The 24,639-nt window shown below is 43.6% G+C and carries 29 protein-coding genes; 22 read left to right on the top strand and 7 right to left on the bottom strand.

Annotated features, from left to right (window positions below; translation table 11 throughout):
- The first annotated feature begins 4 nt into the window (after positions 1-4).
- The 5 genes from KS242_RS09900 to KS242_RS09880 all read left to right on the top strand — a co-directional run bounded on the left by KS242_RS09900 (position 5) and on the right by KS242_RS09880 (position 4,409).
- A complete protein-coding gene (locus tag KS242_RS09900) occupies positions 5-988 on the top strand; it encodes an alpha-ketoacid dehydrogenase subunit beta (protein WP_217321215.1) in 984 nt (327 codons plus the stop codon).
- Between the two features lie 13 nt (positions 989-1,001).
- The gene (locus KS242_RS09895) at positions 1,002-2,276 is read left to right on the top strand and encodes a dihydrolipoamide acetyltransferase family protein (protein ID WP_217321214.1); all 1,275 of its coding nucleotides are present in this window, start codon (positions 1,002-1,004) and stop codon (positions 2,274-2,276) included.
- A gap of 73 nt (positions 2,277-2,349) precedes the next feature.
- Positions 2,350-2,784 (top strand): BrxA/BrxB family bacilliredoxin, encoded by a 435-nt coding sequence (locus KS242_RS09890; RefSeq protein ID WP_217321213.1) that lies wholly within the window; start codon positions 2,350-2,352, stop codon positions 2,782-2,784.
- A gap of 69 nt (positions 2,785-2,853) precedes the next feature.
- A complete protein-coding gene (locus KS242_RS09885) occupies positions 2,854-3,837 on the top strand; it encodes an aromatic acid exporter family protein (RefSeq protein WP_254391679.1) in 984 nt (327 codons plus the stop codon).
- 32 nt (positions 3,838-3,869) lie between these two features.
- On the top strand, positions 3,870-4,409 hold the full coding sequence (locus tag KS242_RS09880) for a L,D-transpeptidase (RefSeq protein ID WP_217321211.1): 540 nt from the start codon (positions 3,870-3,872) through the stop codon (positions 4,407-4,409).
- Here KS242_RS09880 and KS242_RS18325 read toward each other — a convergent pair.
- The gene (locus KS242_RS18325) at positions 4,384-4,443 is read right to left on the bottom strand and encodes a hypothetical protein (RefSeq protein WP_371747634.1); all 60 of its coding nucleotides are present in this window, start codon (positions 4,441-4,443) and stop codon (positions 4,384-4,386) included. The genes KS242_RS09880 and KS242_RS18325 overlap by 26 nt on opposite strands.
- Positions 4,444-4,601: 158 nt before the next feature.
- Here KS242_RS18325 and KS242_RS09870 point away from each other — a divergent pair, with 158 nt between their 5' ends.
- Both KS242_RS09870 and KS242_RS09865 read left to right on the top strand, forming a co-directional pair.
- Positions 4,602-5,729: a M20/M25/M40 family metallo-hydrolase gene (locus KS242_RS09870; protein WP_217321210.1), complete on the top strand. Its 1,128-nt coding sequence runs from the start codon at positions 4,602-4,604 to the stop codon at positions 5,727-5,729.
- Positions 5,730-5,813: 84 nt separating this feature from the next.
- On the top strand, positions 5,814-7,046 hold the full coding sequence (locus KS242_RS09865; protein ID WP_217321209.1) for a DNA polymerase IV: 1,233 nt from the start codon (positions 5,814-5,816) through the stop codon (positions 7,044-7,046).
- A 200-nt stretch (positions 7,047-7,246) separates the two neighbouring features.
- On the opposite strand, the gene KS242_RS09860 is transcribed toward KS242_RS09865, so the two are convergent.
- The 5 genes from KS242_RS09860 to KS242_RS09840 form a co-directional block, all read right to left on the bottom strand.
- On the bottom strand, positions 7,247-7,819 hold the full coding sequence (locus KS242_RS09860) for a DUF2812 domain-containing protein (protein WP_217321208.1): 573 nt from the start codon (positions 7,817-7,819) through the stop codon (positions 7,247-7,249).
- The gene (locus KS242_RS09855; RefSeq protein WP_217321207.1) at positions 7,806-8,123 is read right to left on the bottom strand and encodes a PadR family transcriptional regulator; all 318 of its coding nucleotides are present in this window, start codon (positions 8,121-8,123) and stop codon (positions 7,806-7,808) included. The genes KS242_RS09860 and KS242_RS09855 overlap by 14 nt, the downstream gene beginning before the upstream one ends.
- A gap of 286 nt (positions 8,124-8,409) precedes the next feature.
- On the bottom strand, positions 8,410-9,333 hold the full coding sequence (gene rnz / locus KS242_RS09850; protein WP_217321206.1) for a ribonuclease Z: 924 nt from the start codon (positions 9,331-9,333) through the stop codon (positions 8,410-8,412).
- A gap of 19 nt (positions 9,334-9,352) precedes the next feature.
- Positions 9,353-10,375 (bottom strand): NADPH dehydrogenase NamA, encoded by a 1,023-nt coding sequence (namA, locus tag KS242_RS09845; RefSeq protein WP_217321205.1) that lies wholly within the window; start codon positions 10,373-10,375, stop codon positions 9,353-9,355.
- Between the two features lie 22 nt (positions 10,376-10,397).
- Positions 10,398-11,135, bottom strand: coding sequence for a glycerophosphodiester phosphodiesterase (locus KS242_RS09840; protein ID WP_217321204.1), 738 nt, complete (start codon positions 11,133-11,135; stop codon positions 10,398-10,400).
- 80 nt (positions 11,136-11,215) lie between these two features.
- Between KS242_RS09840 and KS242_RS09835 the strand changes: the two genes are divergently transcribed.
- From KS242_RS09835 to KS242_RS09825, 3 genes are read left to right on the top strand one after another with little or no spacing between them, the layout of a single operon-like run.
- Positions 11,216-12,835 carry a M20/M25/M40 family metallo-hydrolase gene (locus KS242_RS09835; protein WP_217321203.1) on the top strand — a complete coding sequence of 540 codons (1,620 nt, stop codon included), beginning with the start codon at positions 11,216-11,218 and terminating at the stop codon, positions 12,833-12,835.
- A gap of 39 nt (positions 12,836-12,874) precedes the next feature.
- Positions 12,875-13,663, top strand: coding sequence for an SDR family NAD(P)-dependent oxidoreductase (locus KS242_RS09830; RefSeq protein WP_217321202.1), 789 nt, complete (start codon positions 12,875-12,877; stop codon positions 13,661-13,663).
- Positions 13,664-13,677: 14 nt separating this feature from the next.
- The gene (locus KS242_RS09825; RefSeq protein WP_217321201.1) at positions 13,678-14,046 is read left to right on the top strand and encodes an iron-sulfur cluster biosynthesis family protein; all 369 of its coding nucleotides are present in this window, start codon (positions 13,678-13,680) and stop codon (positions 14,044-14,046) included.
- 14 nt (positions 14,047-14,060) lie between these two features.
- Here the strand turns inward: KS242_RS09825 and KS242_RS09820 are convergent, their stop codons facing one another.
- Positions 14,061-14,981 (bottom strand): aldo/keto reductase, encoded by a 921-nt coding sequence (locus KS242_RS09820; RefSeq protein ID WP_217321200.1) that lies wholly within the window; start codon positions 14,979-14,981, stop codon positions 14,061-14,063.
- 152 nt (positions 14,982-15,133) lie between these two features.
- On the opposite strand from KS242_RS09820, the gene KS242_RS09815 reads away from it, so the two are divergent.
- The 12 genes from KS242_RS09815 to sigF all read left to right on the top strand — a co-directional run bounded on the left by KS242_RS09815 (position 15,134) and on the right by sigF (position 24,531).
- Positions 15,134-15,682, top strand: coding sequence for an NUDIX hydrolase (locus tag KS242_RS09815; protein WP_217321199.1), 549 nt, complete (start codon positions 15,134-15,136; stop codon positions 15,680-15,682).
- Positions 15,683-15,749: 67 nt separating this feature from the next.
- Complete coding sequence (spoIIM, locus tag KS242_RS09810) at positions 15,750-16,385, top strand: stage II sporulation protein M (protein ID WP_217321198.1); 636 nt, start codon at positions 15,750-15,752, stop codon at positions 16,383-16,385.
- A gap of 107 nt (positions 16,386-16,492) precedes the next feature.
- Positions 16,493-16,984 carry a ferric iron uptake transcriptional regulator gene (locus KS242_RS09805; RefSeq protein WP_077308856.1) on the top strand — a complete coding sequence of 164 codons (492 nt, stop codon included), beginning with the start codon at positions 16,493-16,495 and terminating at the stop codon, positions 16,982-16,984.
- A gap of 161 nt (positions 16,985-17,145) precedes the next feature.
- Positions 17,146-17,358: a YqzK family protein gene (locus KS242_RS09800; protein WP_217321197.1), complete on the top strand. Its 213-nt coding sequence runs from the start codon at positions 17,146-17,148 to the stop codon at positions 17,356-17,358.
- A gap of 4 nt (positions 17,359-17,362) precedes the next feature.
- A complete protein-coding gene (gene xerD / locus KS242_RS09795; protein WP_217321196.1) occupies positions 17,363-18,247 on the top strand; it encodes a site-specific tyrosine recombinase XerD in 885 nt (294 codons plus the stop codon).
- Positions 18,248-18,272: 25 nt separating this feature from the next.
- Positions 18,273-19,457 (top strand): phosphopentomutase, encoded by a 1,185-nt coding sequence (gene deoB / locus KS242_RS09790; protein ID WP_217321195.1) that lies wholly within the window; start codon positions 18,273-18,275, stop codon positions 19,455-19,457.
- 2 nt (positions 19,458-19,459) lie between these two features.
- Entirely contained in the window at positions 19,460-20,284 is an 825-nt protein-coding gene (locus KS242_RS09785) for a purine-nucleoside phosphorylase (RefSeq protein WP_217321194.1), read from the top strand.
- Between the two features lie 15 nt (positions 20,285-20,299).
- A complete protein-coding gene (locus KS242_RS09780) occupies positions 20,300-21,601 on the top strand; it encodes a pyrimidine-nucleoside phosphorylase (protein WP_217321193.1) in 1,302 nt (433 codons plus the stop codon).
- Between the two features lie 108 nt (positions 21,602-21,709).
- Positions 21,710-22,870 (top strand): D-alanyl-D-alanine carboxypeptidase family protein, encoded by a 1,161-nt coding sequence (locus tag KS242_RS09775; protein ID WP_217321192.1) that lies wholly within the window; start codon positions 21,710-21,712, stop codon positions 22,868-22,870.
- 99 nt (positions 22,871-22,969) lie between these two features.
- Positions 22,970-23,326, top strand: a complete 357-nt coding sequence (gene spoIIAA / locus KS242_RS09770) for an anti-sigma F factor antagonist (protein ID WP_077308870.1) — start codon at positions 22,970-22,972, stop codon at positions 23,324-23,326.
- A complete protein-coding gene (gene spoIIAB / locus KS242_RS09765) occupies positions 23,323-23,766 on the top strand; it encodes an anti-sigma F factor (protein ID WP_217321191.1) in 444 nt (147 codons plus the stop codon). Before spoIIAA ends, spoIIAB begins: the two co-directional genes overlap by 4 nt.
- Positions 23,767-23,775: 9 nt before the next feature.
- Positions 23,776-24,531, top strand: coding sequence for an RNA polymerase sporulation sigma factor SigF (sigF, locus tag KS242_RS09760; RefSeq protein WP_217321190.1), 756 nt, complete (start codon positions 23,776-23,778; stop codon positions 24,529-24,531).
- Positions 24,532-24,639: the final 108 nt, after the last annotated feature.

Genomic DNA, 24,639 nt, shown 5'->3' with positions numbered 1-24,639 from the left:
AACAATGCCAGTAATGTCTTATATCCAAGCAATCACGCAAGCAATGCGCGAAGAGATGGAAGCAGATGAAAAAGTATTTGTATTAGGAGAAGATGTCGGAAAACGAGGCGGTGTATTCCGCGCTACCGACGGCTTATATGATCAATTCGGGGAGGAGCGCACATTAGATGCACCACTGGCTGAATCAGCGATCGCTGGTGTAGCAATTGGCGCAGCAATGTACGGTTTGAAGCCAATTGCAGAAATGCAATTTGCTGACTTTATTATGCCGGCAGTAAACCAGATCGTCTCGGAAGCAGCTAAAATCCGCTACCGTTCCAATAATGACTGGACTTGCCCGGTAACTATTCGCGCGCCGTATGGCGGCGGTGTACATGGTGCTTTGTATCATTCTCAATCTGTAGAGGCAGTATTTGCCAACCAGCCCGGATTGAAAATTGTGATGCCTTCTACACCTTATGATGCAAAAGGGCTTCTAAAAGCAGCGATTCAAGATCCCGATCCGGTCTTGTTCTTCGAGCATAAACGAGCTTACCGCCTCATTAAAGGGGAAGTACCGACAGAATCCTACACGCTGCCAATAGGCAAAGCTGATGTTAAACGAGAAGGTTCTGATATTACGGTCATTACTTACGGATTATGTGTTCATTTTGCTCTGCAGGCGGCTGAAAAGCTAGCAGCTGAAGGCATTGAAGCACATATTCTTGATTTGCGGACTGTTTATCCACTGGATAAAGAAGCAATTATCGAGGCTGCTTCTAAAACAGGAAAAGTGCTGCTAATCACAGAGGATAATAAAGAAGGCTCCATTATTGGAGAAGTTGCTGCAATCATTGGAGAAAACTGCCTCTTCGACTTGGATGCACCAATACAGCGGCTAGCTGCACCAGATGTTCCTGCTATGCCATATGCGCCTAGTACGGAAAAATACTTCATGGTCAATCCTGCCAAAGTAGAAGCTAGCATGCGCGAACTAGCGGAATATTAAACGAGGTGTAATGATGACGATAGAAAAGATATTAATGCCGAAGCTTGGCGAGAGTGTAACAGAAGGTACAATCAGTACATGGCTTGTCCAACCTGGTGACAAAGTCAGTAAATATGATGCCATTGCAGAAGTGATGACCGATAAGGTTAACGCGGAAATTCCCAGCTCTTTCACAGGTATCATCAAGGTATTAACAGTAGCAGAAGGAGATACAGTCGAAGTAGGAGCACTCATTTGTTCCATTGAGACAGAGGATACAGGAGAAGCGCAGCAGCAAGAAACTGCTTCTGTTCCATCTGGCAACGCTGCGTCTGCTGAGGAGCCAGCGAAGCAAACAGCTGGAGAAACAGCGATGAAAGCACGGTATTCACCTGCTGTTATGCGGCTCGCACAAGAGCATGACTTGGATCTTTCCGCTATAGACGGCAGCGGAAAAGGCGGTCGAATCACGCGGAAAGATGTGGAAGCAGTGATTGCCTCCGGTGAGAAGCCGCAAGCGCAAGCTAAATCAGAGCCAGAAACGCAAGCTACTGCACCGGCGGCCGCAGAACAGCCAGCAGCATCAGCGCCAGTGAGAGAAGCATCAGCTTCAGGTGCGGCGATTCCAGTTACAGGAGTCCGTAAAGCCATTGCTAATAACATGGTTAAAGCTGCTACGGAAATACCGCATGCATGGATGATGGTAGAAGTAGACGTAACGGAATTGGTTAACTATCGAAACAAAGTAAAAGATGCATTTAAAGCAAAAGAAGGCTATTCACTTACGTTCTTCTCTTTCTTCGTCAAAGCCGTTGCACAAGCGTTAAAAGAATTTCCGCAGCTGAATAGCTCTTGGGCAGGAGATAAAATCATACAGCATGATGACGTGAACATTTCGATCGCAGTAGCAAAAGAGCAAGAGCTGTTCGTTCCGGTCATTCAATCAGCAGACGACTTGAGTGTGAAAGGAATCGCGAAACAAATTACTTCTCTTGCAAGCAAAGCGCGAACTGGCAAGCTGACAGCAGCTGACATGCAGGGCGGTACATTTACGGTTAATAATACGGGCTCCTTTGGTTCTGTCCAAAGCATGGGGATTATTAATCATCCGCAAGCGGCCATTCTACAAGTAGAGTCCATCGTCAAACGTCCGGTAATTATTAATGACATGCTTGCAGCGCGCGATATGGTGAATTTATGTTTGAGTCTTGATCACCGCGTATTGGACGGACTTATTTGCGGTCAATTTATGGCTAGAATAAAAGAGGTTCTCGAAAATATATCTGAATCTACAATGCCAGTCTATTAAGGGAGTCTTTAGAAATTGAAAGAAGCTAAATTTGCTGATACACTTGAACTAGTGTAAAAGGGGAGGAATAGCAATGGCTGATTTCAGAATGTTTATGAACGATATTGTAACAACAGCGAGAAAAGACCTGACAGATGCAGGTTATGTCGAAATGACGACACCGGAGGAAGTGGACAGTACCTTGAAGAAAGAAGGTACAACACTCGTTATGGTCAATAGTGTCTGTGGCTGTGCAGGCGGCATTGCTCGTCCTGCAGCAGCGCATAGTCTTCACTATGATAAACGCCCGGATCAGCTTGTGACTGTGTTTGCAGGTCAAGACAAAGATGCGACTGCAAAAGCGCGTGAATATTTTACAGGATTCCCGCCAAGCTCTCCATCCTTTGCTTTCATGAAAGACGGCGAAATCGTCACGATGATTGAGCGTCATGATATCGAAGGTCATGAACCGATGGAAGTTGTCAATAAATTGCAGTCATTGTTCGACGAGCACTGCAAAGAAGTATAAGCAGTAGTCCCCATCCTTTGGATGCGGGACTATTCTGCTTTTGATTATTTTTTAACGAGGAGCACCAAAGTGAAAATAGGCTATCGTACAATTAAAACTGCGGTAGGAACACCCCTTGCGATTTGGATTGCAGAACTATTGCAGCTGGATAACAGTGTATCGGCAGGCATACTGACCATACTCTGCACACAAATCACAAGAAAGAAATCTTTCCTAGCCGCTTGGCATCGTATAGCAGCCTGTCTGCTGGCGATTGTACTTTCCTTTCTGCTGTTCGAGACAATCGGTTTCTATCCATTCAGTATTGGCATTCTGCTGCTTTTGTTTATTCCGATAACAGTTTCGCTGCGCGTTTCACCTGGTATTGTATCCAGTTCCGTTATCATTCTGCATTTATACAGTGCCGGTAATATTACTGTTGATTTGGTTATAAATGAACTTATTTTAATAGCAGTAGGAATCGGGATTGCGTTACTTGTAAATCTTTATATGCCAAGCCTAGAGGCTACCATTCGGCGAAAACAGATTGCACTGGAACGTAATTTCGCGAAAATACTGAAAGAGATTGCAACGTATTTAAAAGAAGGAGACCAAGCGTGGTCTGGCGAAGAGATTGCCAAGACAGAGAAAATTCTTAAGGAAGCAAATCAGCTCGTAGGACGTGACGTTGAAAATCATGTACTGCGGTCGGAACATCCGTATTACGATTATTTTGAAATGCGTACAAACCAATTTGCCATCTTAAAACGCATTCTGCCGCTAGTAAGCCGGCTTCCAGAAACATCGTATTCGCAATGCGATCGATTAGCTCATTTTTATTTTGGGCTGGCAGACTCTGTCCATCCTGGGAATACAGCCGTTTTATTTCTAGACGAATTAGAATCGTTACGACAATCTTTCGATAAAGATCCGCTTCCAAAAACAAGAGAAGAATTTGAAACAAGAGCACATCTGTTTCAGCTGCTGTATGAGATGGAAAATTATTTAAAATTAAAGCAAACATTCAAAGAAAGCGATCTGCAACATAGAAATAGACAGATAGAGCAACACTAAAAGCATTATCACCTAGAAGGGATCGTGCTTTTATGCGTGTATTTCTGCTGGCTTTTACATGTGTATTAATCTTGTCACCGCTATGGCCGTTTGGTGAAAATCCCATGCCGGGCAGGCCGCTTATCATTGTAAACAAGACGACGAACCAGCTTGCACTCGTAGACGATGGGGAAGTTGTAAAAATCTATCCTGTGGCTACCGGCAAAACAGCCGAGTCAACCCCAGAAGGATTATTCATGACGTTATTCAAGACAAAATACCCTTCGTATACAAAAAAGGGCATCGCTGGCGGTGACGAAGATAATCCGCTTGGAAGCAGATGGATCGGTTTTAATGCAAAAGACACACAAGGCCGGACGTACGGTATTCATGGAACGAACAGGCCGGAGTCAATAGGAAGAAGTGTATCAGCTGGCTGCATCCGAATGCAAAATAAAGACGTGGAAGAATTGTACGAACAAATACCCGTCGGAACAAAGGTACACATTGTTACAAATGGAAAATCATTCGAGGAGATTGGCAGAGAAGATGGAGCTATTTTGTCTCCTAGAAGACAAAATAGCTCATTGTGATTGCTAATGTGGAGATTAGCATCGTGAATATCATCAAGTAAACCATGAATTTCATGGCGATACTTTGCTTGGATCTTTTTTTCTTCTGATTAGCCATTGCAGTAAAAGCCCCCTTATCTGTTTATGTACATTGTACAGGGAAGCGGGTAAGGGGACAAGGAGAAACCAATAGACAGATAGGAGTACATAATTATGATAAAAGTAAACGAAGATCGTTTAATTGAAACATTCTTAGAACTCGTTCAAGTGGATTCCGAAACTGGCGAAGAACAAGAAATCGCAAAAGTTCTGAAAAAGAAATTCACGGATTTAGGTGTTCATGTTCAAGAAGATAATTCCATGGAGAAGACAGGTCACGGAGCTAACAATCTGATTTGCACATGGGAAGGCACAGTTGAAGGAAAAGAGAACATCTACTTTACCTCTCACATGGACACTGTTGTTCCTGGCAAAGGCATTAAACCGCAAATCAAGGACGGCTATATTACGAGTGACGGTTCTACAATTTTAGGTGCAGATGACAAAGCTGGTCTTGCAGCAATACTTGAAACAGTGCAAGTGTATAATGAACAGAAGCTGCCGCATGGCACTGTTCAATTTATTATTACAGCAGGTGAGGAGTCGGGTCTTGTCGGCAGCCGGGCGCTTGATTCGTCACTGGTGAAGGCATCATTCGGTTACGCGATTGATAGTGACGGTTCGGTTGGAGATATTGTCGTGGCAGCACCAACGCAAGCAAAGCTGCTTGCAAAGATTCACGGCAAAACCGCGCATGCAGGAGTAGCGCCTGAAAAAGGCATCTCTGCAATCACATTGGCAGCCAAAGCGATCTCAAAAATGCCGCTCGGCCGCATTGATGAAGAAACGACAGCAAATATCGGCAGCTTTGCAGGCGGGAAGCAAACAAATATCGTATGCGATTATGTGGAAATCTTAGCAGAAGCCAGATCACTAGAAACGAGCAAGATGGAACTACAAGTTCAAAAAATGAAGCAAGCATTCGAACAAACGGCTGAAGAGTTTGGCGGCCGCGCAGATGTAGACGTCAAAATTATGTATCCAGGCTACAAGCAGCAAGCAGGTGACCGCGTTGTCGAAGTTGCGCGCAGTGCAGCCAAAACAATTGGCCGGGAAAGTAAGCTGACACAAAGCGGCGGTGGAAGTGATGCCAATGTTATTGCTGGATTTGGCATTCCAACAGTAAACTTGTCTGTCGGTTACGAAGACATTCACACGACAAATGAACGAATACCGGTAACGGAGTTGGTTAAGACCGCAGAAATGGTTGCGGCAATCATTCAGGAAGTTGCCAACAGCTAATGAAGATAGGAGGCTCTATGCCTCCTATTTATTTTGTAAACATGATATAATAGAACGACAGTTCGCATCGAAAGGAGGAGCAGCATGCAGAGTAAAGGAAGGGCGATATTTCATGTAGATATGAATAGCTTTTATGCTTCGGTTGAGATGGCTTTTGATCCATCGCTTCGCGGCAAGCCATTAGCTATTTGCGGTAATCCAGCTGAACGGAAAGGCATAGTCGTAACAAGCAGTTACGAAGCAAGAAAAAAAGGCGTACGCACGACCATGCCGCTGTGGGAAGCACGCCGCTTATGCCCAGATTTGCTAGTCATGCGCCCCAATTTCGATCGCTATCGGAAAGCTTCCAGTGAAATGTTTAAACTTCTGCAAGAGGTAACACCAATGATTCAGCCCGTTTCTATTGATGAAGGATATATGGATGTAACAGATTGCTCTCATTTAGGTTCTACGCTAGAGATTGCTCAAACGCTTCAGGAACGTATTTTGAAAGAATTGGATCTCCCTTGCAGCATAGGAATAGCGCCTAACAAGTTTTTGGCTAAGATGGCGTCGGATATGAAGAAACCGCTTGGCATTACTGTTTTAAGAAAAAGAGATATTTCTTCTATCCTGTGGCCGCTTCCGATAGAGGAAATGTACGGAGTCGGAGCAAAGACAGCAGAGAAGATGCGGACACTTGGGATTCAGACAATTGGAGAATTAGCACATAAAGATAAATACCAGTTAAAACGAATCTTCGGCGTGAACGGTGAACGGCTGTCCAATCGGGCAAATGGAATAGACGACCGACCTGTTGATCCAGAAGCTGTGCACAGCTTTAAAAGTATCGGCAGTTCTCAAACACTTCCCCATGATACAACAGATGATAAAGAGCTGGATAAACTGTTAAGCCAATTGAGCAAAAGTGTAGAAAAACGGATGCACCGGAAAGAAGCTATCGCAAAAGGTATACAGCTGATGATTCGTTATCATGACCGCAAAACCATTACGAGAAGCATGAAGCTGCATCATTTTCTTGAGTCAGCAGATGAAGTATTCCAGCATGCCCAAACACTATTGCTGAAGCATTGGAACGGAGAGCCGATTCGGCTGCTAGGAGTCAGTGTATTTGATGTGGCAGAGAAAAAGGAAGTCGGCAAACAGCTGAATCTGTTTACGTATGAAAAAGAAGCCGAAAAAGAGGGGTTATACAAAGCAATAGATGACTTAACCTCCAAATTCGGCAAGAATCCATTTCGCCGTGTGCAAGCAAATTCAGACGATGAAGTGCGCACAAGCTTTCAGAAGGATTTTTTGGATGACTTTAAGAAATAGCGTATCATCTTGCTACATGGACTGTGCTTTCCATCCTTGCTTTTGTGGTTTAAAAATCCAAACAATGCTGCTATTAACTGCAGTATTATTTGGATTTTCAAATATCTAAAACACTTGTGTCTCAGCGTCTCTTTTATTAATTACAGATACTAATTTCGTGTAAATGTAAAGGGAGTTCAGATGCAATTTAATTTTCCGATTTATGCTTCTTTTAACATACAGTACTTTTGATAGGCTTTATAGAAACTGATACTAGAGAAACCAAGTATTATGAGCGGAAGGTTGCTTAAAAGCAGAAATGGAATCTCGAAAATAAACCCTATCCAAAATAAAGAACCACTTAAATCGGAAAGACCCTCAGCAAAATAGAAACCTGTATCTTGGTAAATTAAATATGAAATAAACATCAGCATGAAGCTAACAACAGCTGAAAAACTCATCAATTTTCTATAATAATTACGTTTTGATTGGCGATCTGAGAAGATCACATCTTGACTATTACCTTCTTTTTGCCAGTATCGAGTTCCACCAAGCCAGCATGGGCTCTTTACGTAGCTCCATCCAAAATCTTCATAAGTTCCTTTATATTGTTTGAACTTTGCCTTGGATAAATAATCTTGGTAATCTAATCGCAACACATATTTCTTATCGGTTTTTTCGAAAGTGTATATCCCTAATGCATTAATATTTGTACAACAGTAGCCTTTCTGTAATTGGTCGTTTAGCCACTGCTCTTCTTTTTCAAGATCAAAAAAAATATTAAATTTCTTCATTTGATTCACTTCCTTCGTAAAGTGATAGAATGTGCAATAATCTGGTTTGTTCCAGTTTTAAAATTGAACTTCCTTCTTCAGTTAACATATATACTTTTCTTCGACCCAGCTCTCCAACAGGTTCAATCCAACCATGCTTATTTAAGTTGTCAATCGCACCGTACAATGTACCAGCTGCTAACTTAACAGTACCGTTACTTAACTTTTCAACCTTTTGCATAACAGCGTAACCATGGAGTGGTTCACGTAGAGCCAATAAGATGTAATGCATTGTTTCGGACAACGGTAACAATTTGTGCTTCATATGATCACCCTTTATTAAGTTCGACTATATAGTTCAACTTTATAAAAGATAATACAGTTCAACTGAATAGTCAAAATATTTTCCGAATTTAACCAGAACTCCTGTTACAAGTGGTTTGCTAGGGCTAAGAAAAAGGGCTTGGTAGTTAAAGAGGGGGTTTTAAAGCTTTTAACCGAATAGGTATATCAGAACATTATCAGCGATTGTCTACAATTAATGTAAAATAAAAACCCAAACTATGCTAGTCCATAAGACTTCGCGATAGCTTGGGTTATTTGCTTACCTACTATTTTTTCACCACTTCAAAAACGCTCATATCCTCGGCAAGTTCCGTTGCTGGGAAAATCGTTTGTGCTTGTTCTGCTAGGATTTCTGCTTCTTCTTTGTGGTAGCGGGCAGAGATGTGGGTCAGAATCAGTTTCTGCACATTTGCTTCTTTTGCCAATGTAGCGGCTTGCAGGGCAGTGGAGTGACCGTATGCTTTGGCCATTTCCGGTTCATCTGCCGAGAAAGTCGCTTCATGCACAAGCACATCGGCATCTTGCAGTACTTCTTTTAACTCCGGTAAATAGGTTGTGTCGCCAAGTATTGCCAGCTTGCGGCCAGGTTTGTCAGGTCCGAGAAAATCTTCTCTTCTAATTTGCTGTCCATCAGGCAATTCGGTTACTTCTTGGGTTTTAATTGCCCGGTAAATTGGACCTGGTGTAATACCCAATTCTCTAAGCTTATCTACGCGCAGTTCTCCGAGTGTGTCTTTTTCTTTGACGATATAGCCAAAGCAGGGGATGCCATGTGACAGCTCAATTGCTTCTACTGTCCAGCCTTCGTCTTCAAAAATGCGGCCAGGTTCAATTTCGTGGATGATCAAGCTGTTCGCTGTGCTGCTTCCGCTTATATTTAATGACACTTCAATATATTGCTTTATGCCGCGCGGACCGTAAATTTCGAGCTGTAAATCAGATTGCTGAAATGAACGTGTCGATAATAGTCCAGGCAATCCGTATATATGGTCACCGTGAAGATGCGTGATGAATATCTTTTCAATTTTACCGGCTTTCAGCGGGGAATACAGCATTTGATGCTGTGTAGCTTCTCCGCAGTCAAACATCCATACAGCTTGCCTTTCTTGCGGCATCGAAAGGCAAATGCTCGTTACATTACGATCCTTTGAGGGCAGACCGGCGCCTGTCCCGAGAAAATGTAATTCCATATTAAAAAGCCTCCTGCTATTACCAGCCTCGCTTATAAGGGGCTGGTGCTTCCAAACTATAATGCAGCTGTTCTGCTGCTTCGAGCGGCCAATACGGATTCCGCAGCATGGCTCGGGCAACAAAAACAAGGTCCGCACGTCCATTCTGGAGAATCTCTTCGGCTAATGGACCGTTCGTGATTAAACCAACTGCTGCCGTGTCGACAAGCGCATGCTTGCGAATGCGTTCAGCATGAACCACTTGATAACCAGGATAAACAATGTCAGGGCCCTGAGCGACAACGCCGCCAGTACTGCAATCAATTAAATCAACGCCTTGTCGTTTCATTTCAATGCTATAGTAAATGAAAGCATTCATATCATTGCCATCTTCGGCATATTCATTTGCCGATATACGGACAAACAACGGGCCGTCCCAAACTTGCCTTACAGCATCAATTACTTCTCGAAGAAAACGATAGCGGTTTTCTCGGGCGCCTCCGTACATATCAATTCGCTTGTTGGTAAGCGGTGAGAGGAATTGATTGATCAAGTAACCATGCGCGGCATGAATTTCTATTACATCAAATCCTGCTTCTTTTGCACGAAGCGCTGCTTGGCGGTATGCCTCGACTAGTTCTTTTATTTTGTCTATTGTTAATGGTGTTGGTTCAGCTGATTCTCCGTCCCATGGCACGTTGCTTGGCGCTGCAATGGGATCGCTGGCTCTGGATTTCCTGCCCGCATGTCCGAGCTGAATACCGCTTTTGGCACCGTGTGCTTGAATACGGCTGCTGATCGTATGAAGACCCTCCACATGCTCATCAGACCAAATACCAAGGTCGTTATTGGAGATTCTTCCTTCCGGTGTAACAGCTGTTGATTCCACAAATACAAGGCCTGCTTGGCCGATTGCTCTGCTTTCATAGTGAGAGACATGGAAAGTTGTTGCTTTCCCATCTTCTTCTTCCACGGCATACATGCACATTGGCGATACCACAATACGGTTTTTTAACGTACAATTTCTGTAAGTAATAGGTTGAAATAATTTAGGTGTAGCCATTGTAGGACCTCCGTTAGTTTGATTAACTAGTTATATAGCTTTTACGCAAATCCAGCGCTCTGTCTGGCACGTCACTGATGATTGTATCGCATGCTGCTTCAAGCGCTTTTAAGATGTACACCGGCTGATTAACGGTGTATACCCGAATTGGGATATTCCGCTGCTGGCATTCATCTAGCAGCTTTTTATTCAGCAAGCGAAACTTTGGATGTAAAGCTTTAGCACCAATTTCCTCCATAAGAGAAAACAGATGCTTCGGCCGTTTCGATGTTAGAAATCCTGTATCAATAGCAGAACAAAGTGCGGCCGTTCTGCGAATGCTGTCTGGATTAAAGCTGGATATCGTTGTCCTGTCTGTCATCTGATGTTCTTGAAGTCGCTGTATCACTATTTCCTCAATGCCCGGATAAGGAAACTTGTTAGTTTTCAGTTCTACATTCAAAAGAAGTGATGTTTGTTTGATCCAAGAAAGAAAATAATCAAGCGAGATAATTTTTTCGCCCGCGTAATCACGATGAAACCAACTGCCTGCATCTACCTGTTGTAATTGCTCGTATGTAAAATTGCGGACCAGTCCGCGTTTATTCGTCGTACGATTAATGCTTTCATCATGAATCAGTACGGGAACTTGATCCTTCGTCAGTTGTACATCGGTTTCAATTCCGTCCGCCTGCATTCGTTCAGCCATTTGAAAAGCAGCCATTGTATTTTCCGGTGCATAGTTACTTGCACCGCGATGTGCAAATATTTTAGTAGACATGTTTTCACCCCGAACTTATACGTATAGTAGAATTGTGCGAGAAAAACCGGCAAAAGTCAATTTGAAAAGGAGTGCTGAGAATGAAACAGTGGCAAACGGTTGAAGAATTGGTCGCATTACTGGCAGAACTGGTGGAAATTGAGAGCATTACAGGTTCGGCCGAGGAAATACGTTTCCCAGAACATGTGTACAGTTTATTAGAACAAAAGCCATACTTTCAGCAGCACCTTGATGATGTAGCGCTGCATCCTTTACAAGATGGCAGACAGCTGCTTACTGCATTGGTTAAAAAAGCTGATAAAAAAGACACCATTATCCTTCTCAGCCATTTTGATGTAGTAGGAACAGAGGATTTCGGCACGTTTCAGCATTTGGCCTGCAAGGTAAGCGATTTGACAGCAGCTTACCGAAACGGGGGTGTTGAGCTGCCGCAAGCGATTAAAACGGAAATACAGCATGGCGAATGGCTGTTTGGTCGCGGAACGATGGATATGAAAGCGGGCTTAGCTGTTCATCTATCGATGCTGGAACGGGCCATGGATGGAGTCTTTGACGGTAATATTCTGTTATTGTCAGTTCCGGATGAGGAAGTAAATTCAGCGGGTATGCTGTCTGCTTTAGAAGTGCTGCAGCAGCTGCAGGACAAAGAAGGGCTGCATTATAAGCTATGCTTGAACGGAGAGCCTGTTTTCAGTAAGTACCCTGGGGATACCGGCAACTATATGTATACGGGTTCCATTGGTAAAGTACTTCCTGGATTTTTCTGCTATGGAAAAGAAACGCATGTAGGAGAACCGTTTGGCGGGCTTAACGCCAATTTGATGATCAGCTATTTGTCGCAGGAACTTGAGCTGCAGGAAGCATTCATTGAAGAAGTAGATGGTGAGGTGACACCTCCGCCAGTCAGTTTGATGCTTCGTGATTTAAAAGAAGCGTATTCTGTTCAAACACCTGTCTCCGCAGTAGCGATGTACAATGTTTTGTTCTTGGAGCAATCTATACAAACAATCAATAATAAATTGAAAGTCGCTATGAATCAGGCAGCCAGCAGGATAGAAGCACATTACCAAGAAAAAGCAAAGGCGTCAGCTGCAAAGTCTCATGCATTTCAGCCAATTGGCTTCCAAGTAAAAACGATTCTGTATGAAGAACTCTATGACTATGCCGTCAAACGGTTTGGCAGAGCAGAAGTGGAAAGAAGACAAAACTGGCTGGTAACGAAAAGAAAGGAAGGAGACAGAGACTTCTCGACAAAGCTTGTGAAGGAATTAGTGAGTATGTGCCATGAACTGGCACCTGTTATCGTGCTTTTTTACAGTCCGCCGTTTTATCCTGCGGTTTCTTCTAAAAAAGATCCATACGTACAGAAGCTAGTGAAGGAGATTCAAACAGAAGCTAAAAGGCATTTTGCTGCAGATTTGACGGAAGTCCAGTTTTTCCCGGGGTTGTCTGATTCGAGTTTTATCGGCAAACCAACATCACCGACCGCTATTCAAGACTTGATATCTAATATGCCGCTGCAGAAGAAAGGGTTTACACTTCCAGCTGATTTGATGGAAGGGCTGCAAATGCCGGTTTTGCATTTAGGTCCGTATGGCAAAGATGCACATCAATGGACAGAGCGTCTGGAAATAACCTATAGTTTTGGCAAACTCCCTGATTTGATGGAACAGGCAATCCAGTACGCATTTCGTACATAACCAGGGAATTAATGGGGTAAACAGAAAGAGGTACGTCACATGAAATTGGCAAAAAAGAATGTCTTAATTACCGGTGCATCCAGTGGTCTCGGCAGGGCGCTTGCGATAGAAGCAGCTGCAGCTGGGCACAAGTTGCTGCTGGTCGCTCGGTCATTGGATAAACTGCAGCAGCTTGCTGCAGAATTAGCGGAGCGCTTTAACGCGGATGTTTCTGTCTACCGCGCAGATTTAAATGCTGCAGCAGAGTGGCGTGCCGTGCTGGAAGAAATGCTGCAGCAAGAGCAGCAGATTGATGTGCTGATCAACAATGCCGGCATTGGTTATTTTCGTTATTTTACCGAAACAGAACCTGATCAGCTGGACACAACGATGCGTGTTAATGCACTTGCTAGCATGGAAGCCACAGCGGCTGTCCTGCCAAGCATGTTAAAGCAGCAGAGCGGACATATACTGATGATTGGTTCGATGGCTGGGAAGGTGGCAACGCCAAAAGCCGCTGTATACGCCGCTAGTAAACATGCAGTTATAGGATTTAGCAACGGATTGCGCCAGGAGCTGAAGCCTTATGGCATCTATGTAACAGCTGTTAACTTAGGTCCAATGGACACAAACTTTTTTGATACAGCTGATCCGAGCGGACGCTATCGTGAAGCAAGTTCCCGTTATATGCTGGCGCCTGAGAAAGTTGCACGGAAAGTGGTGGCCAGCATCGGCAAGTCAAAGCGTGAAATAAATCTGCCAGCTTGGATGGGCAGTGGCAGTAAACTATTTCAGCTCTTCCCGGGATTCATGGAGAAGCTGCTCGGCAGTCAGCTTAGCAAGAAATAAAGGAGGAATATGTGATGAAATTAACTGTTACCGAAACAGCATTAGAAAAGATTAAAACACTGCAGGATGAGAAGCATCATTATCTGGTCTTATATTACGATACAGAAGGAATCGGCTGCAAAGTGAATGGCATACCGACGGTTCGATTGGCGGAAGAACCGCGTGCGAAGGATGTAGAGATAGAAAGCGATGCTATTCCTGCTATCATTGATGCACATCAGGAAGTGTTTTTTGCAGATGAGGTGAAGCTGGACTTTAGCAATAATGTTTTTCGTTTATCCAGCAAAGAAGGCTATTTGAATGCCTTGATTCCGCAAACGCATTTGACACAAACAGATTTTCGTGAGAAAAAAACGGAACCTAGCAGGGGAGATGAATGCTAAGTTCCCGATTTACATTATCGATGATTGGCATAGGTTAGTGGCTTGGTGATTTGCTGCAGCTGTGCATATAAGTCATCTGGCAGCCGTTCAGTTGATAAAGCGGCGTTTTGTTTCACTTGCTCCAAGGAGCTAGCGCCCATTACTGCACTTGCTAAAGCTGGATGTTGTAAGATATAGCGAACAGCTACATCTGTGACAGATGTTTGTTCGTTTTTCGCAAGCAGCTGCAGTTTTTCACTTATCGCCAGCAATTCTTCATAAGTGTAAGTTAAATGACCGTCACTGCCTTTTTGCTTCACTTTTTCAGTTGTCTTGTCACTTAGCATGCCTTTTGCCACACTTCCGCGTGCAAAAACGCTAATTTGGTTTTCGGCAAGCAAATTCAATGTTTGTTCTTCTGGTCTGCGGTCTAATAAACTGTACTGCATCATGACGCTCACAATAGTTGACCGTTTCACATACTCACGGATGACATTCGGGCGGATAGAAGAGATACCGTAATAACGGATCAGTCCTTCTTTTTTTAATGTTTCAAATGCATCAATCGTTTCGTCAATATTATCTTCCATTGTACCGCCGTGCAGCTGGTAGAGATCAAGATAATCTGTCTGCAGCCGCTGCAGGCTTGTTTTTATTTGCGAAATAATATAGTCTTTGCTGGCATCCCAATGCCAGCCGTTTCCGTCTGGATTCATGCGGTTGCCGACTTTACTCGCTAAAATGATGTTGTCCCGACGTCCTTTGAAAGCTTTTCCGACTATCTCTTCATTCCGGCCTTGGTCGTACAAATCAGCCGTATCAAAATAGTTAATTCCCAGATCCTGTGCTTCATGAAGCAGTTTAATAGCTTGCTGTTCATCTGTGCCAATGCTCATCGTTCCAAAAGAAATCTCAGAAACGTGAAGATCAGAAGTACCAACACGTCTTTTGCGCATATTATCCCACCTTCTTTTTTTATCCTGCAGTTTCAGTGTAAAGGGAAAGGAGCTGGCGGACAACTTATGTGTTCGAATGAAGGAAGCGAAATGACATGTTGCATCTATTTAGCTGTGTTAAGCTAGAGAAACGAAATGAAGGAGTGTACATAATGAAGAAATTTGAAGAAAAAACAATAGAATCAAAACCTGTGTATGATGGAAAAGTAATTTCCTTGCGTGTTGACACAGTGGAGCTGCCGGATGGCAATACTTCAAAGCGCGAATTGATTAAACATCCAGGCGCTGTCGCGGTTATACCCATCACAAAAGAAGGCAAAATCATCTTTGTCGAGCAGTACCGAAAAGCATTAGAAAAATCAATTATCGAAATTCCTGCTGGTAAGCTTGAACCGGGAGAAGCACCGGAAGTGACCGCAGTAAGAGAACTGGAAGAAGAGACAGGCTATACAGCGAAGCAGCTGAATAAGCTAGGGTCGTTTTATACCTCACCAGGATTTGCAGACGAATTGCTTCATGTATATGAAGCAGATGAGCTTGAGCTTTTGACAGAGACCGTTGCAGGAGATGAAGATGAATTCGTTGAGCTCATGGAGCTGACCCTTGAGGAAGCAGAGGCATTAGTAGAGGAAGAGCGCATTCATGATGCAAAAACGATGTATGCACTGCTGTATCTTCGTTTGAAACACGCAACTAACTAATGGTTCTAGCAGACAAGCTTTCTTCATAGATTCTAGTAACTAGACTAGATTATGGAGGAAGATATAAATGAAGCAGCGGGAATTTATTCTCTTGTCGCACGTCAGACAGCATGCGACAAGTTACTTGTTTATGCTTGTTTTATTTCTTATCGGAATTGTTTTCGGAGCGATTGTGGTTAACAGTATGAATTTTACGCAAAAAGAAGATCTGTTTTATTATTTGGAACGTTTCTTTTCACAGCTGCAGCAAGGTCAAACGATGAGCAAGCAGGAGATCTTGCAATCCAGCTTTTTATCACATATTAAATTTTTGCTGTTTTTATATGTGCTAGGTCTCTCTATTATTGGTATTCCAATTATATGGATGCTGTTGTTTAGTAAAGGTCTGATGATGGGCTTTAGTGTAGGTTTTCTAGTCAATCAGCTTGGCTGGAAAGGGCTGATGCTTGCAGCAGCCGCAGTAGCGCCGCAAAATCTGATCGTTATTCCGCTTTACTTGATTGCGGGTACAAGCGCTATGCTGTTTTCGGTGACGCTGCTGCGCAAGTTGATAGCTAAACGGTCTCCATTATCATTGAGACGCTATTTTATTCAATACAGCGTCATTTTTCTCATTTTGTTAGGCAGTTCCTTTGCTGCTTCTATGCTGGAGACTTTTCTGTCAAATCCACTCCTTTCCTTGCTTGTAAACGAATTATTATGAGTCGGTTGTTAAGAATTATTATAATTAACTATTTATAATAATTATAATTTGACACTTTTTTTGCTGTCGGTATATAATAAGTGTGGGATTACGAGGGAGGAATTCACTTGGAACACCGCATTGAACGCATTAAAAAGCAATTACATGCGCAGAGCTACAAGCTGACACCGCAGCGGGAAGCAACGGTACGTGTGCTGCTAGAGCGAGAAGAGGATCATTTAAGCGCTGAAGACGTCTACCTCCTCGTAAAGGAAAAAGCACCGGAAATCGGCTTGGCTACTGTTTACCGAACGCTGGAACTACTATCTGAACTGAAAATCGTTGATAAAATAAACTTTGGGGACGGCGTATCCCGTTATGACCTTCGCAAAGAGGGCGCCACGCACTTCCACCATCATCTTGTTTGTATGGAATGCGGGTCTGTTGAAGAGATTGACGAAGATTTGTTGGAGGACGTTGAGAAAATTGTCCAAACCGACTGGGGATTCAAAGTAAAAGATCACCGTCTTACTTTCCATGGCATTTGCCGTGTCTGTCAGGCGGCCGAAAAGGAAGAAGATTTAGAAGCTGCTGCAGTTCAAGTAAACCGAACATCTTAAACATCGGAGGCCTTTCCTAGCAAATGGATAAGGCTTTCTTTCGTTTTACTAACTGATTTACAAAACGAGAGGAATAGGGTAACGTTAACCTTGTACGTATAATTTCCGCTTTCTTTGGCATAGTCTGTACAAAGACGATGTCAGGGAAAGGAGAAGTGTATATGAAACGTTTCATTTTTGATACAAGCAAGCTTCTGCTCGTATTTGTTGCATGCTCCACATTTTTCTATTTTGGATTACGTTTTATCCATAGTGAATATGAGAGTTATCATCGCTATGATCCCCCTGAGGGAAATGCGGTGAAAGTGGCGTCAATGGAGCAGGAGGATAGTTTAGTAGATAGAATGACGTTATTTTTCCGGTTAGGAGAGTAGCTATATGCAAGAAGCTTTGGATGATTTTATCCATTATCTGCAGATTGAGCGAGGTTTATCGGAAAATACATTGCAGTCTTACGCCCGTGACCTGCGTACTTATTCCAAGTATTTGCAGGCAAACGAGGTGCAGGAATGGGCAAATGTCACCCGGGCTAAACTGACCGCTTATCTTCGCTGGCTGCATGATAATGGGAAGTCGGCAGCGACAATCGCGAGAACATTATCCAGCATCAGACTCTTTCATCAGTTCTTGCTTCGGGAATATGGTCTGAAGGAAGACCCAAGTATACATATTGACACACCAAAAAAAGAACGCAAGCTTCCGAAGATACTTTCTTCTGACGAAGTGGACAAGCTTTTGTCCTGCCCAGGGACAGATATATTAACGATTCGCAATCGCGCTATGCTGGAAACGCTGTATGCAACGGGGCTGCGCGTATCAGAACTTTTAGCTTTAGAACTTGATGATCTGCACTTGGAAATGGGCTTTGTCCGCTGTTTTGGGAAAGGATCGAAGGAACGGATTGTCCCGCTGGGGGATATAGCCAAGGCAAGGTTGGAAGACTATTTGAATCGGTCGCGAAAAGTGCTGCTCAAGTCTAAATCGAGTGATATTTTATTTGTGAACCATCATGGTAATGCTTTGTCCCGCCAAGGATTTTGGAAAGTATTAAAACAAATTGGCCGTGATGCTGGCATACAAAAAGAGATTACCCCACACACGCTGCGTCATTCTTTTGCAACGCATCTGCTGGAGAATGGGGCTGATTTGCGTGCTGTTCAAGAAATGCTCGGGCATGCGGATATAAGTACGACGCAGATTTACACACATGTGACAAAAACAAGACTGAAGGATATTTATAAGACCCACCACCCTCGGGCTTAAGCTATACATATAGGAGGCAATACTCATGGATTTTAAACGCGCATTTCTTATCGTAATGGATTCTGTCGGGATTGGAGAAGCGCCGGATGCAGAAGCTTTCGGTGATAAAGGAGCAGATACACTCGGCCATATCGCTTCTCATATGAATGGTCTGGAAATGCCGAATATGGCAGCTTTAGGTCTTGGTAATATTAGAGAAGTAGAAGGTATCAAAGCTGCCGACCAGCCAAAAGCGTATTATACAAAAATGCAGGAAGCGTCAAATGGTAAAGATACGATGACAGGCCACTGGGAAATCATGGGCCTTCGTATTGACCAGCCATTCCGTACATTCCCGGACGGGTTCCCCGATGCTTTATTAAATGAATTGAAAGAACGTACCGGCCGCGGCATTATTGGCAACAAGCCAGCTTCCGGAACAGAAATCCTGGACGAACTTGGCGAGCAGCATATGGAAACTGGCGATATGATCGTTTATACATCTGCTGATTCTGTGCTGCAGATTGCAGCGCACGAAGATATTATTCCGCTTGATGAACTGTATCGTATTTGCGAAATTGCCCGGGAGCTTACACTTGATGATCCTTATATGCTTGGCCGCATCATTGCACGTCCTTTCGTCGGGAAGCCGGGTGCATTTGAGCGGACATCGAACCGCCATGATTACGCACTGAAACCTTTTGGCAAAACGACGATGAACAGTTTGCAAGATGCAAATTATGATGTTATTGCATTAGGTAAAATCTCTGATATTTATGATGGAGAAGGCGTGACAAAGTCTGTCCGTACCAAGGACAATGACGACGGGATGACAAAGCTTGTGGAAAGCATGGACGAAGACTTTACTGGCATTAGCTTCCTTAACTTAGTTGACTTTGATGCGAAATATGGTCATCGCCGCGATCCAGAAGGCTACGGAAAAGCACTGGAAGATTTCGATAAACGCTTGCCGGAAGTATTAAACAAGCTAAAAGAAAATGATCTGCTGCTGATTACTGCTGATCACGGAAATGACCCGGTGCATCACGGCACAGACCATACAAGAGAGTACGTGCCGTTGATCGCTTATCATACGGGAGCTGCGCAAGGGGAAGAACTTCCGCTTCGGAATACATTCGCCGATATTGCTGCGACTCTCGCAGAAAACTTTAACATTGATATGCCTGAACACGGAACAAGCTTTTTACAAGCGTTGAAAAAGGGGAAATAAACATGCAGACAGAAGCAATTAAACAAGCAGCCGATTATATAAAAAACAACTTAACTGCTGCACCGGAAGTAGGTCTCGTTCTTGGATCTGGTTTAGGTGTTCTTGCTGATGAAATTACCGATGCAACTGTTGTTCCTTATGGTGAGATACCAGGATTCCCGGTTTCTACCGTTAGCGGACATAAGGGACAGCTCGTAATTGGCAAACTGGAGGGCCAGCATGTAATTGCGATGCAAGGTCGCTTCCATTTCTATGAAGGTTATCCGATGGAATTGGTAACATTGCCAATTCGCGTAATGAAAGCGCTAGGTGTAGAAACACTGATTGTGACGAACGCAGCCGGCGGTATCAATGAGAGCTTTGAGCCAGGCAACTTGATGCTGATAACTGATCATATTAATAATATGGGGATCAATCCTTTGATTGGACCGAATGACGATGAGTTCGGGGCACGATTCCCGGATATGTCTGCTGCTTACAGCAAAGAACTTTTGAAGCATGCACGTGCAGTTGCTAAAGAAATTAATCTAGAAGTGCAAGAAGGCGTCTATGTGGGCAATACAGGTCCTTCCTATGAAACAGGTGCCGAAGTACGGATGCTCCGCACATGGGGCGGAGACGCAGTCGGAATGTCAACTGTTCCAGAAGTTATCGTTGCCAGTCATGCTAAAATGGATGTTCTTGGCATTTCTTGTATTTCCAATATGGCAGCAGGCATTCTGGATCAGCCGCTAACACACGATGAAGTAATGGAAACTACAAGCCAGGTTCGGGAAGACTTCCTGCGATTCGTAAAACAAATTGTCAAACAGCTTCCAAAAAAATAAAGCAGGTGATCGAGTATGAGAATGGTTGATTTAATTACAAAAAAACGCGATGGCGGCAAACTTTCAAAAGAAGAAGTTAGCTTTTTTGTTCAAGGGTATACACGCGGAGATATTCCAGACTATCAGGCATCTGCCTTTTTAATGACAGTATACTTTAATGGAATGACGGAAGAAGAAACAGCTTGGCTTACAGAAGAAATGGCCAATTCTGGTGAAACTTTCGACTTGAGCAGTATCGCGGGTAAAAAGGTAGATAAACACAGCACAGGCGGCGTAGGAGATAAAATTACCTTAATTACAGGTCCGCTTGTCGCGTCTATTGGTATTCCGGTTGCAAAAATGTCGGGGCGCGGTCTCGGACATACAGGCGGAACATTAGATAAGCTGGAATCGTTTAAAGGCTTTTCCATCGACTTGAGCCGGGAGCAGTTCATGGGCTTAGTTAATGAAAATAAATTAGCTGTTGCTGGGCAAACAGGCAACTTGGCCCCCGCTGATAAGAAGCTATACGCATTGCGCGACGTTACAGGAACGGTAAATACAATCCCGCTAATTGCAAGCTCAATTATGAGTAAAAAACTTGCTTCTGGTGCAGAAGCAATCGTCTTAGACGTAAAAACGGGCTCTGGGGCTTTCATGAAATCACTTGATGAGTCACGCCAGTTAGCAGAAACAATGGTTAAAATCGGCAATAATTTAGGCCGTCAAACAGTTGCAGTTATTACCGATATGAACCAGCCGCTAGGCTTTGAAATTGGCAACAGCAATGAAGTCAAAGAGGCCATTCAAGTGCTAAGCGGAGAGAAAATCACCGATTTACGCGAGATTTCCGTGGAGCTTGCAACACATATGGCGCTGCTTGCTGGTAAGTTTGCTACATATGAGGAAGCACGTACGCATTTAGAAGCATGCTTAGATGATGGTACTGCGCTTGCAGCTTTCCGGACATTCATCGGAGCACAAGGCGGAGACACAGCACTTGTCGATAATCCAGAGCTCTTCCCGCAAGCAGATTATCATATCGAAGTGAAAGCGCCGGCTGCTGGCTTTGTCCACAGCATCGACGCAGAAGGAATCGGTACAGCCGCTATGTATCTTGGAGCAGGACGTGCGACGAAAGATGACGACATTGATCATGCTGTTGGGATTACATTAAAGAAAAAGCAAGGCGATGCTGTCCAAGAGGGCGAGACAATTGCCATTTTGCATGCGCGTGATGCAGAAGCAGCAGATTCCCGCAGCAAAGTATTGGAATCATATACAATTAACGAAGAACATATTGAGAAAATGACGCTGATTTACGACGTCATTTCGTAATACCAAAGCAGTCCTGATAAAGGGACTGCTTTTTTTGTGCAAAAACGACTCATAAATCAATTTGTTTGGGAGATTCTAACTGTATTACCGTAAACGGAGGAACCCGAGATGAAAAAAATGAGTCTAGTCAGTCTGATGCTAGCTTTTGTTATCAGTATTGCAGCGGTACCATCGCACGTTTTTGCTGAAAAGGAAAAAGAAGAAACAGTCAGGTCATCTATTTTGATCGAGCGTGACACAGGACAAGTACTTTCAGGTGAAAATATGGAAAAGGAACTGCCGCCTGCTAGTATGACAAAAATTATGACAATGCTCTTAATCATGGAAGAAATTGAAGCTGAAAAATTGCACTATGAAGACAAAGTAAGAGCAAGCGAATACGCAGCAAGTATGGGCGGGTCGCAGATTTTCCTTGAAGCTGGAGAGGAGATGACCGTTAAAGAACTGCTTAAAGGAATAGCGGTTGCTTCCGGAAACGATGCAAGTGTGGCTATGGCAGAGAAGATTGCAGGCACAGAAGATGCATTTGTGAAAAAAATGAATGAAAAAGCAAGTGAGCTCGGGCTATCGCATACGAAGTTTCAAAATGCAACGGGACTTCCAGCAAACGATCACTACTCGACAGCCAAAGATATGGCAATGATGGCCAGAGCACTGCTTGGTCACGAAGAAATTACGGAATTCACCGGTATCTATGAAGATTATCTGAGACAGGACTCAGAAGATCCGTTTTGGCTTGTAAACACAAACAAGCTTGTGAAATTTTATCCGGGTGTAGATGGTTTGAAAACAGGTTTTACTAAAGAAGCAAAATATTGCCTGACAGCAACTGCTAAAAAAGACGGTATGCGAGTAGTTGCTGTTGTGATGGGTGCTGAAACGCCAAAACAACGTAACAACGAAGTATCACGATTGCTGGATTACGGTTTCAATCAATATGCAGTCAAACAGCTTTACAAAGAGAATCAAGTTGTTGCGAAACTGGATAAACTGAAGGCCGCGCGACAAAATGTTCCGATTATGACAGAAGAACCTGTATCATTGCTGCAAAAGAAAGGCGAAGAGCAAGGTAAACTTGAAACAAAAATCGTATATAAAAAAGAAATATCGCTTCCGCTTAAAGCTGGAGAACAAGTAGGTATCCTCGAAGTACGAAGCAAAGACAAATTAATCTCTACTACACCGCTGGTGATGAAAGAGGATGTTCCGACGGCTAGCTATTGGCTATTAATGAAGCGAAGTTTTGATGATATGGTGAAATTCCGCTGATTATAGCAGATTGACCAATCTTTTTTCTATTTTTGTCACTCAAAAGGTTTTCGCCTTTTTCTGCAGAAATGTATAAGCAGGATAAAGGAGGAGAGAATTATGGGGTTGACAGTCGAATACGAATTAAAGGAAAACATCTTGCTAGCCCGTCTCAGCGGAGAGCTCGATCATCACACGGCGAGAGAACTAAAAGAAAGCTGGCAGCTTGCATTGCAGCAGCCAGGTATTAAGCATATGGTATTGAACTTGGAATTTCTCTCGTTTATGGACAGCTCCGGTCTTGGTGTCATCCTTGGCAGATATAAAGAACTGAAAGCAGAAGGAAGAGAAATGGTGGTCTGCAGCCTTACGCCGGCTGTGGACAGGCTCTTCCAGCTGTCTGGTTTGTTCAAGATTATCAGATTTGAAGAAAATGAGCGCTTTGCGCTGGAAACATTTGGGGTGGTGCTATCATGACTACGAATATGATGCGGTTTTCTTTCTCTAGCCAAAGCAGGAACGAAGCTTTCGCTCGTGTAACTGTCGCTTCCTTTGTCTCGCAGCTTGATCCGACAATGGATGAGCTGACAGAGATCAAAACAGTCGTCTCCGAGGCCGTTACAAATGCGATAATACATGGATATAATTCGGATCCTGATCAGATGATTACGATTATCTGTACATTGGAAGACGGAGACGTGGAATTGATTATCCGGGATGAAGGAGTTGGCATTTCGGATGTGGAACAGGCAATGGAGCCTTTGTATACATCAAAGCCAGACTTAGAGCGTTCTGGAATGGGCTTCACTATCATGGAAAACTTCATGGACAATGTGTATGTGTTTTCGGCAGAAGGCGAAGGCACAACAGTTACAATGAATAAGCAGTTCAATCGAAGCAAAGCCATGAGTCAGTAGGTGGGGAAAATGGATGTATATTTGAAACAGCAGAAGGCAAAGGAACAATTGACCGATAAGCAAGTAAAAACATACATCCAGTTAAGTCAGAATGGTGATAAAGAAGCACGTGATATCCTTGTCGAACGAAATGTAAGACTCGTCTGGTCCGTCGTTCAGCGGTTTATTAACCGCGGTTACGAGCCGGATGACTTGTTTCAGATCGGCTGTATCGGGCTGATCAAATCGATTGATAAGTTCGACTTGACTTATGACGTCCGATTCTCTACCTACGCTGTACCGATGATTATTGGCGAGATTCAGCGGTTTATCCGAGACGACGGCAGCTTGAAAGTGAGCCGGTCACTAAAAGAGACAGCCAATAAAGTACGCAAGAAAAAAGAAGAAATGACTAAAACACTGAATCGTGCACCAACAATTCAAGAGATTGCTGCGGAGCTTGAGCTTTCCCCAGAGGAAATCGTCCATGCAGAAGAGGCTGCTAAACTGCCGCACTCCATTCATGAGACTGTTTTTGAAAATGATGGCGATCCCATCACTTTGTTAGACCAGATTGCAGAACAAGACAATAACTGGTTCGATAAGCTTGCTCTTCAAGAAGCAATACAATCGCTGGGCGAGCGGGAAAGGCTGATTGTTTATTTGCGTTTCTATAAGGACCAAACCCAATCAGAAGTATCGGAACGGCTTGGGATTTCACAAGTCCAGGTTTCCCGACTGGAAAAGAAACTACTGGCTGCTATCAAGGAACAGCTGGAAAAATAGCTTTTGCACATATTGTGCAAAAGCTTTTTTTATTGCCTGCAATTACCAGCATGTTTCCTAGGTGCTTACACCATACTAAGTACAGAAACCCTTCTTCATAGGGGAGGT

Origin of the sequence: Terribacillus sp. DMT04, from assembly GCF_019056395.1 — a bacterium.
In the GTDB taxonomy this organism is placed as follows: Bacteria; Bacillota; Bacilli; order Bacillales; family Amphibacillaceae; genus Terribacillus; species Terribacillus aidingensis_A.
Note: the sequence above shows the minus strand (reverse complement) of the source record. Positions and strands in the feature narration are given on the sequence as shown.

Bases quoted from the DNA above. Each gene is read 5' to 3' on its own strand.
- KS242_RS09895 (WP_217321214.1), top strand. From the start codon at position 1,002: ATGACGATAGAAAAGATATTAATGCCGAAGCTTGGCGAGAGTGTAACA.
- rnz (WP_217321206.1), bottom strand. From the start codon at position 9,333: ATGGAATTACATTTTCTCGGGACAGGCGCCGGTCTGCCCTCAAAGGAT.
- KS242_RS09900 (WP_217321215.1), top strand. From the start codon at position 5: ATGCCAGTAATGTCTTATATCCAAGCAATCACGCAAGCAATGCGCGAA.
- spoIIAA (WP_077308870.1), top strand. From the start codon at position 22,970: ATGGGGTTGACAGTCGAATACGAATTAAAGGAAAACATCTTGCTAGCC.
- spoIIAB (WP_217321191.1), top strand. From the start codon at position 23,323: ATGACTACGAATATGATGCGGTTTTCTTTCTCTAGCCAAAGCAGGAAC.
- KS242_RS09855 (WP_217321207.1), bottom strand. From the start codon at position 8,123: ATGAAGCACAAATTGTTACCGTTGTCCGAAACAATGCATTACATCTTA.
- KS242_RS09780 (WP_217321193.1), top strand. From the start codon at position 20,300: ATGAGAATGGTTGATTTAATTACAAAAAAACGCGATGGCGGCAAACTT.
- KS242_RS09815 (WP_217321199.1), top strand. From the start codon at position 15,134: ATGAAGAAATTTGAAGAAAAAACAATAGAATCAAAACCTGTGTATGAT.
- KS242_RS09830 (WP_217321202.1), top strand. From the start codon at position 12,875: ATGAAATTGGCAAAAAAGAATGTCTTAATTACCGGTGCATCCAGTGGT.
- KS242_RS09800 (WP_217321197.1), top strand. From the start codon at position 17,146: ATGAAACGTTTCATTTTTGATACAAGCAAGCTTCTGCTCGTATTTGTT.
- KS242_RS09840 (WP_217321204.1), bottom strand. From the start codon at position 11,135: ATGTCTACTAAAATATTTGCACATCGCGGTGCAAGTAACTATGCACCG.
- KS242_RS09865 (WP_217321209.1), top strand. From the start codon at position 5,814: ATGCAGAGTAAAGGAAGGGCGATATTTCATGTAGATATGAATAGCTTT.
- KS242_RS09870 (WP_217321210.1), top strand. From the start codon at position 4,602: ATGATAAAAGTAAACGAAGATCGTTTAATTGAAACATTCTTAGAACTC.
- deoB (WP_217321195.1), top strand. From the start codon at position 18,273: ATGGATTTTAAACGCGCATTTCTTATCGTAATGGATTCTGTCGGGATT.
- KS242_RS09880 (WP_217321211.1), top strand. From the start codon at position 3,870: ATGCGTGTATTTCTGCTGGCTTTTACATGTGTATTAATCTTGTCACCG.
- KS242_RS09890 (WP_217321213.1), top strand. From the start codon at position 2,350: ATGGCTGATTTCAGAATGTTTATGAACGATATTGTAACAACAGCGAGA.
- KS242_RS09820 (WP_217321200.1), bottom strand. From the start codon at position 14,981: ATGCGCAAAAGACGTGTTGGTACTTCTGATCTTCACGTTTCTGAGATT.
- KS242_RS09785 (WP_217321194.1), top strand. From the start codon at position 19,460: ATGCAGACAGAAGCAATTAAACAAGCAGCCGATTATATAAAAAACAAC.
- namA (WP_217321205.1), bottom strand. From the start codon at position 10,375: ATGGCTACACCTAAATTATTTCAACCTATTACTTACAGAAATTGTACG.
- xerD (WP_217321196.1), top strand. From the start codon at position 17,363: ATGCAAGAAGCTTTGGATGATTTTATCCATTATCTGCAGATTGAGCGA.
- KS242_RS09775 (WP_217321192.1), top strand. From the start codon at position 21,710: ATGAAAAAAATGAGTCTAGTCAGTCTGATGCTAGCTTTTGTTATCAGT.
- KS242_RS09860 (WP_217321208.1), bottom strand. From the start codon at position 7,819: ATGAAGAAATTTAATATTTTTTTTGATCTTGAAAAAGAAGAGCAGTGG.
- KS242_RS09835 (WP_217321203.1), top strand. From the start codon at position 11,216: ATGAAACAGTGGCAAACGGTTGAAGAATTGGTCGCATTACTGGCAGAA.
- KS242_RS09825 (WP_217321201.1), top strand. From the start codon at position 13,678: ATGAAATTAACTGTTACCGAAACAGCATTAGAAAAGATTAAAACACTG.
- spoIIM (WP_217321198.1), top strand. From the start codon at position 15,750: ATGAAGCAGCGGGAATTTATTCTCTTGTCGCACGTCAGACAGCATGCG.
- sigF (WP_217321190.1), top strand. From the start codon at position 23,776: ATGGATGTATATTTGAAACAGCAGAAGGCAAAGGAACAATTGACCGAT.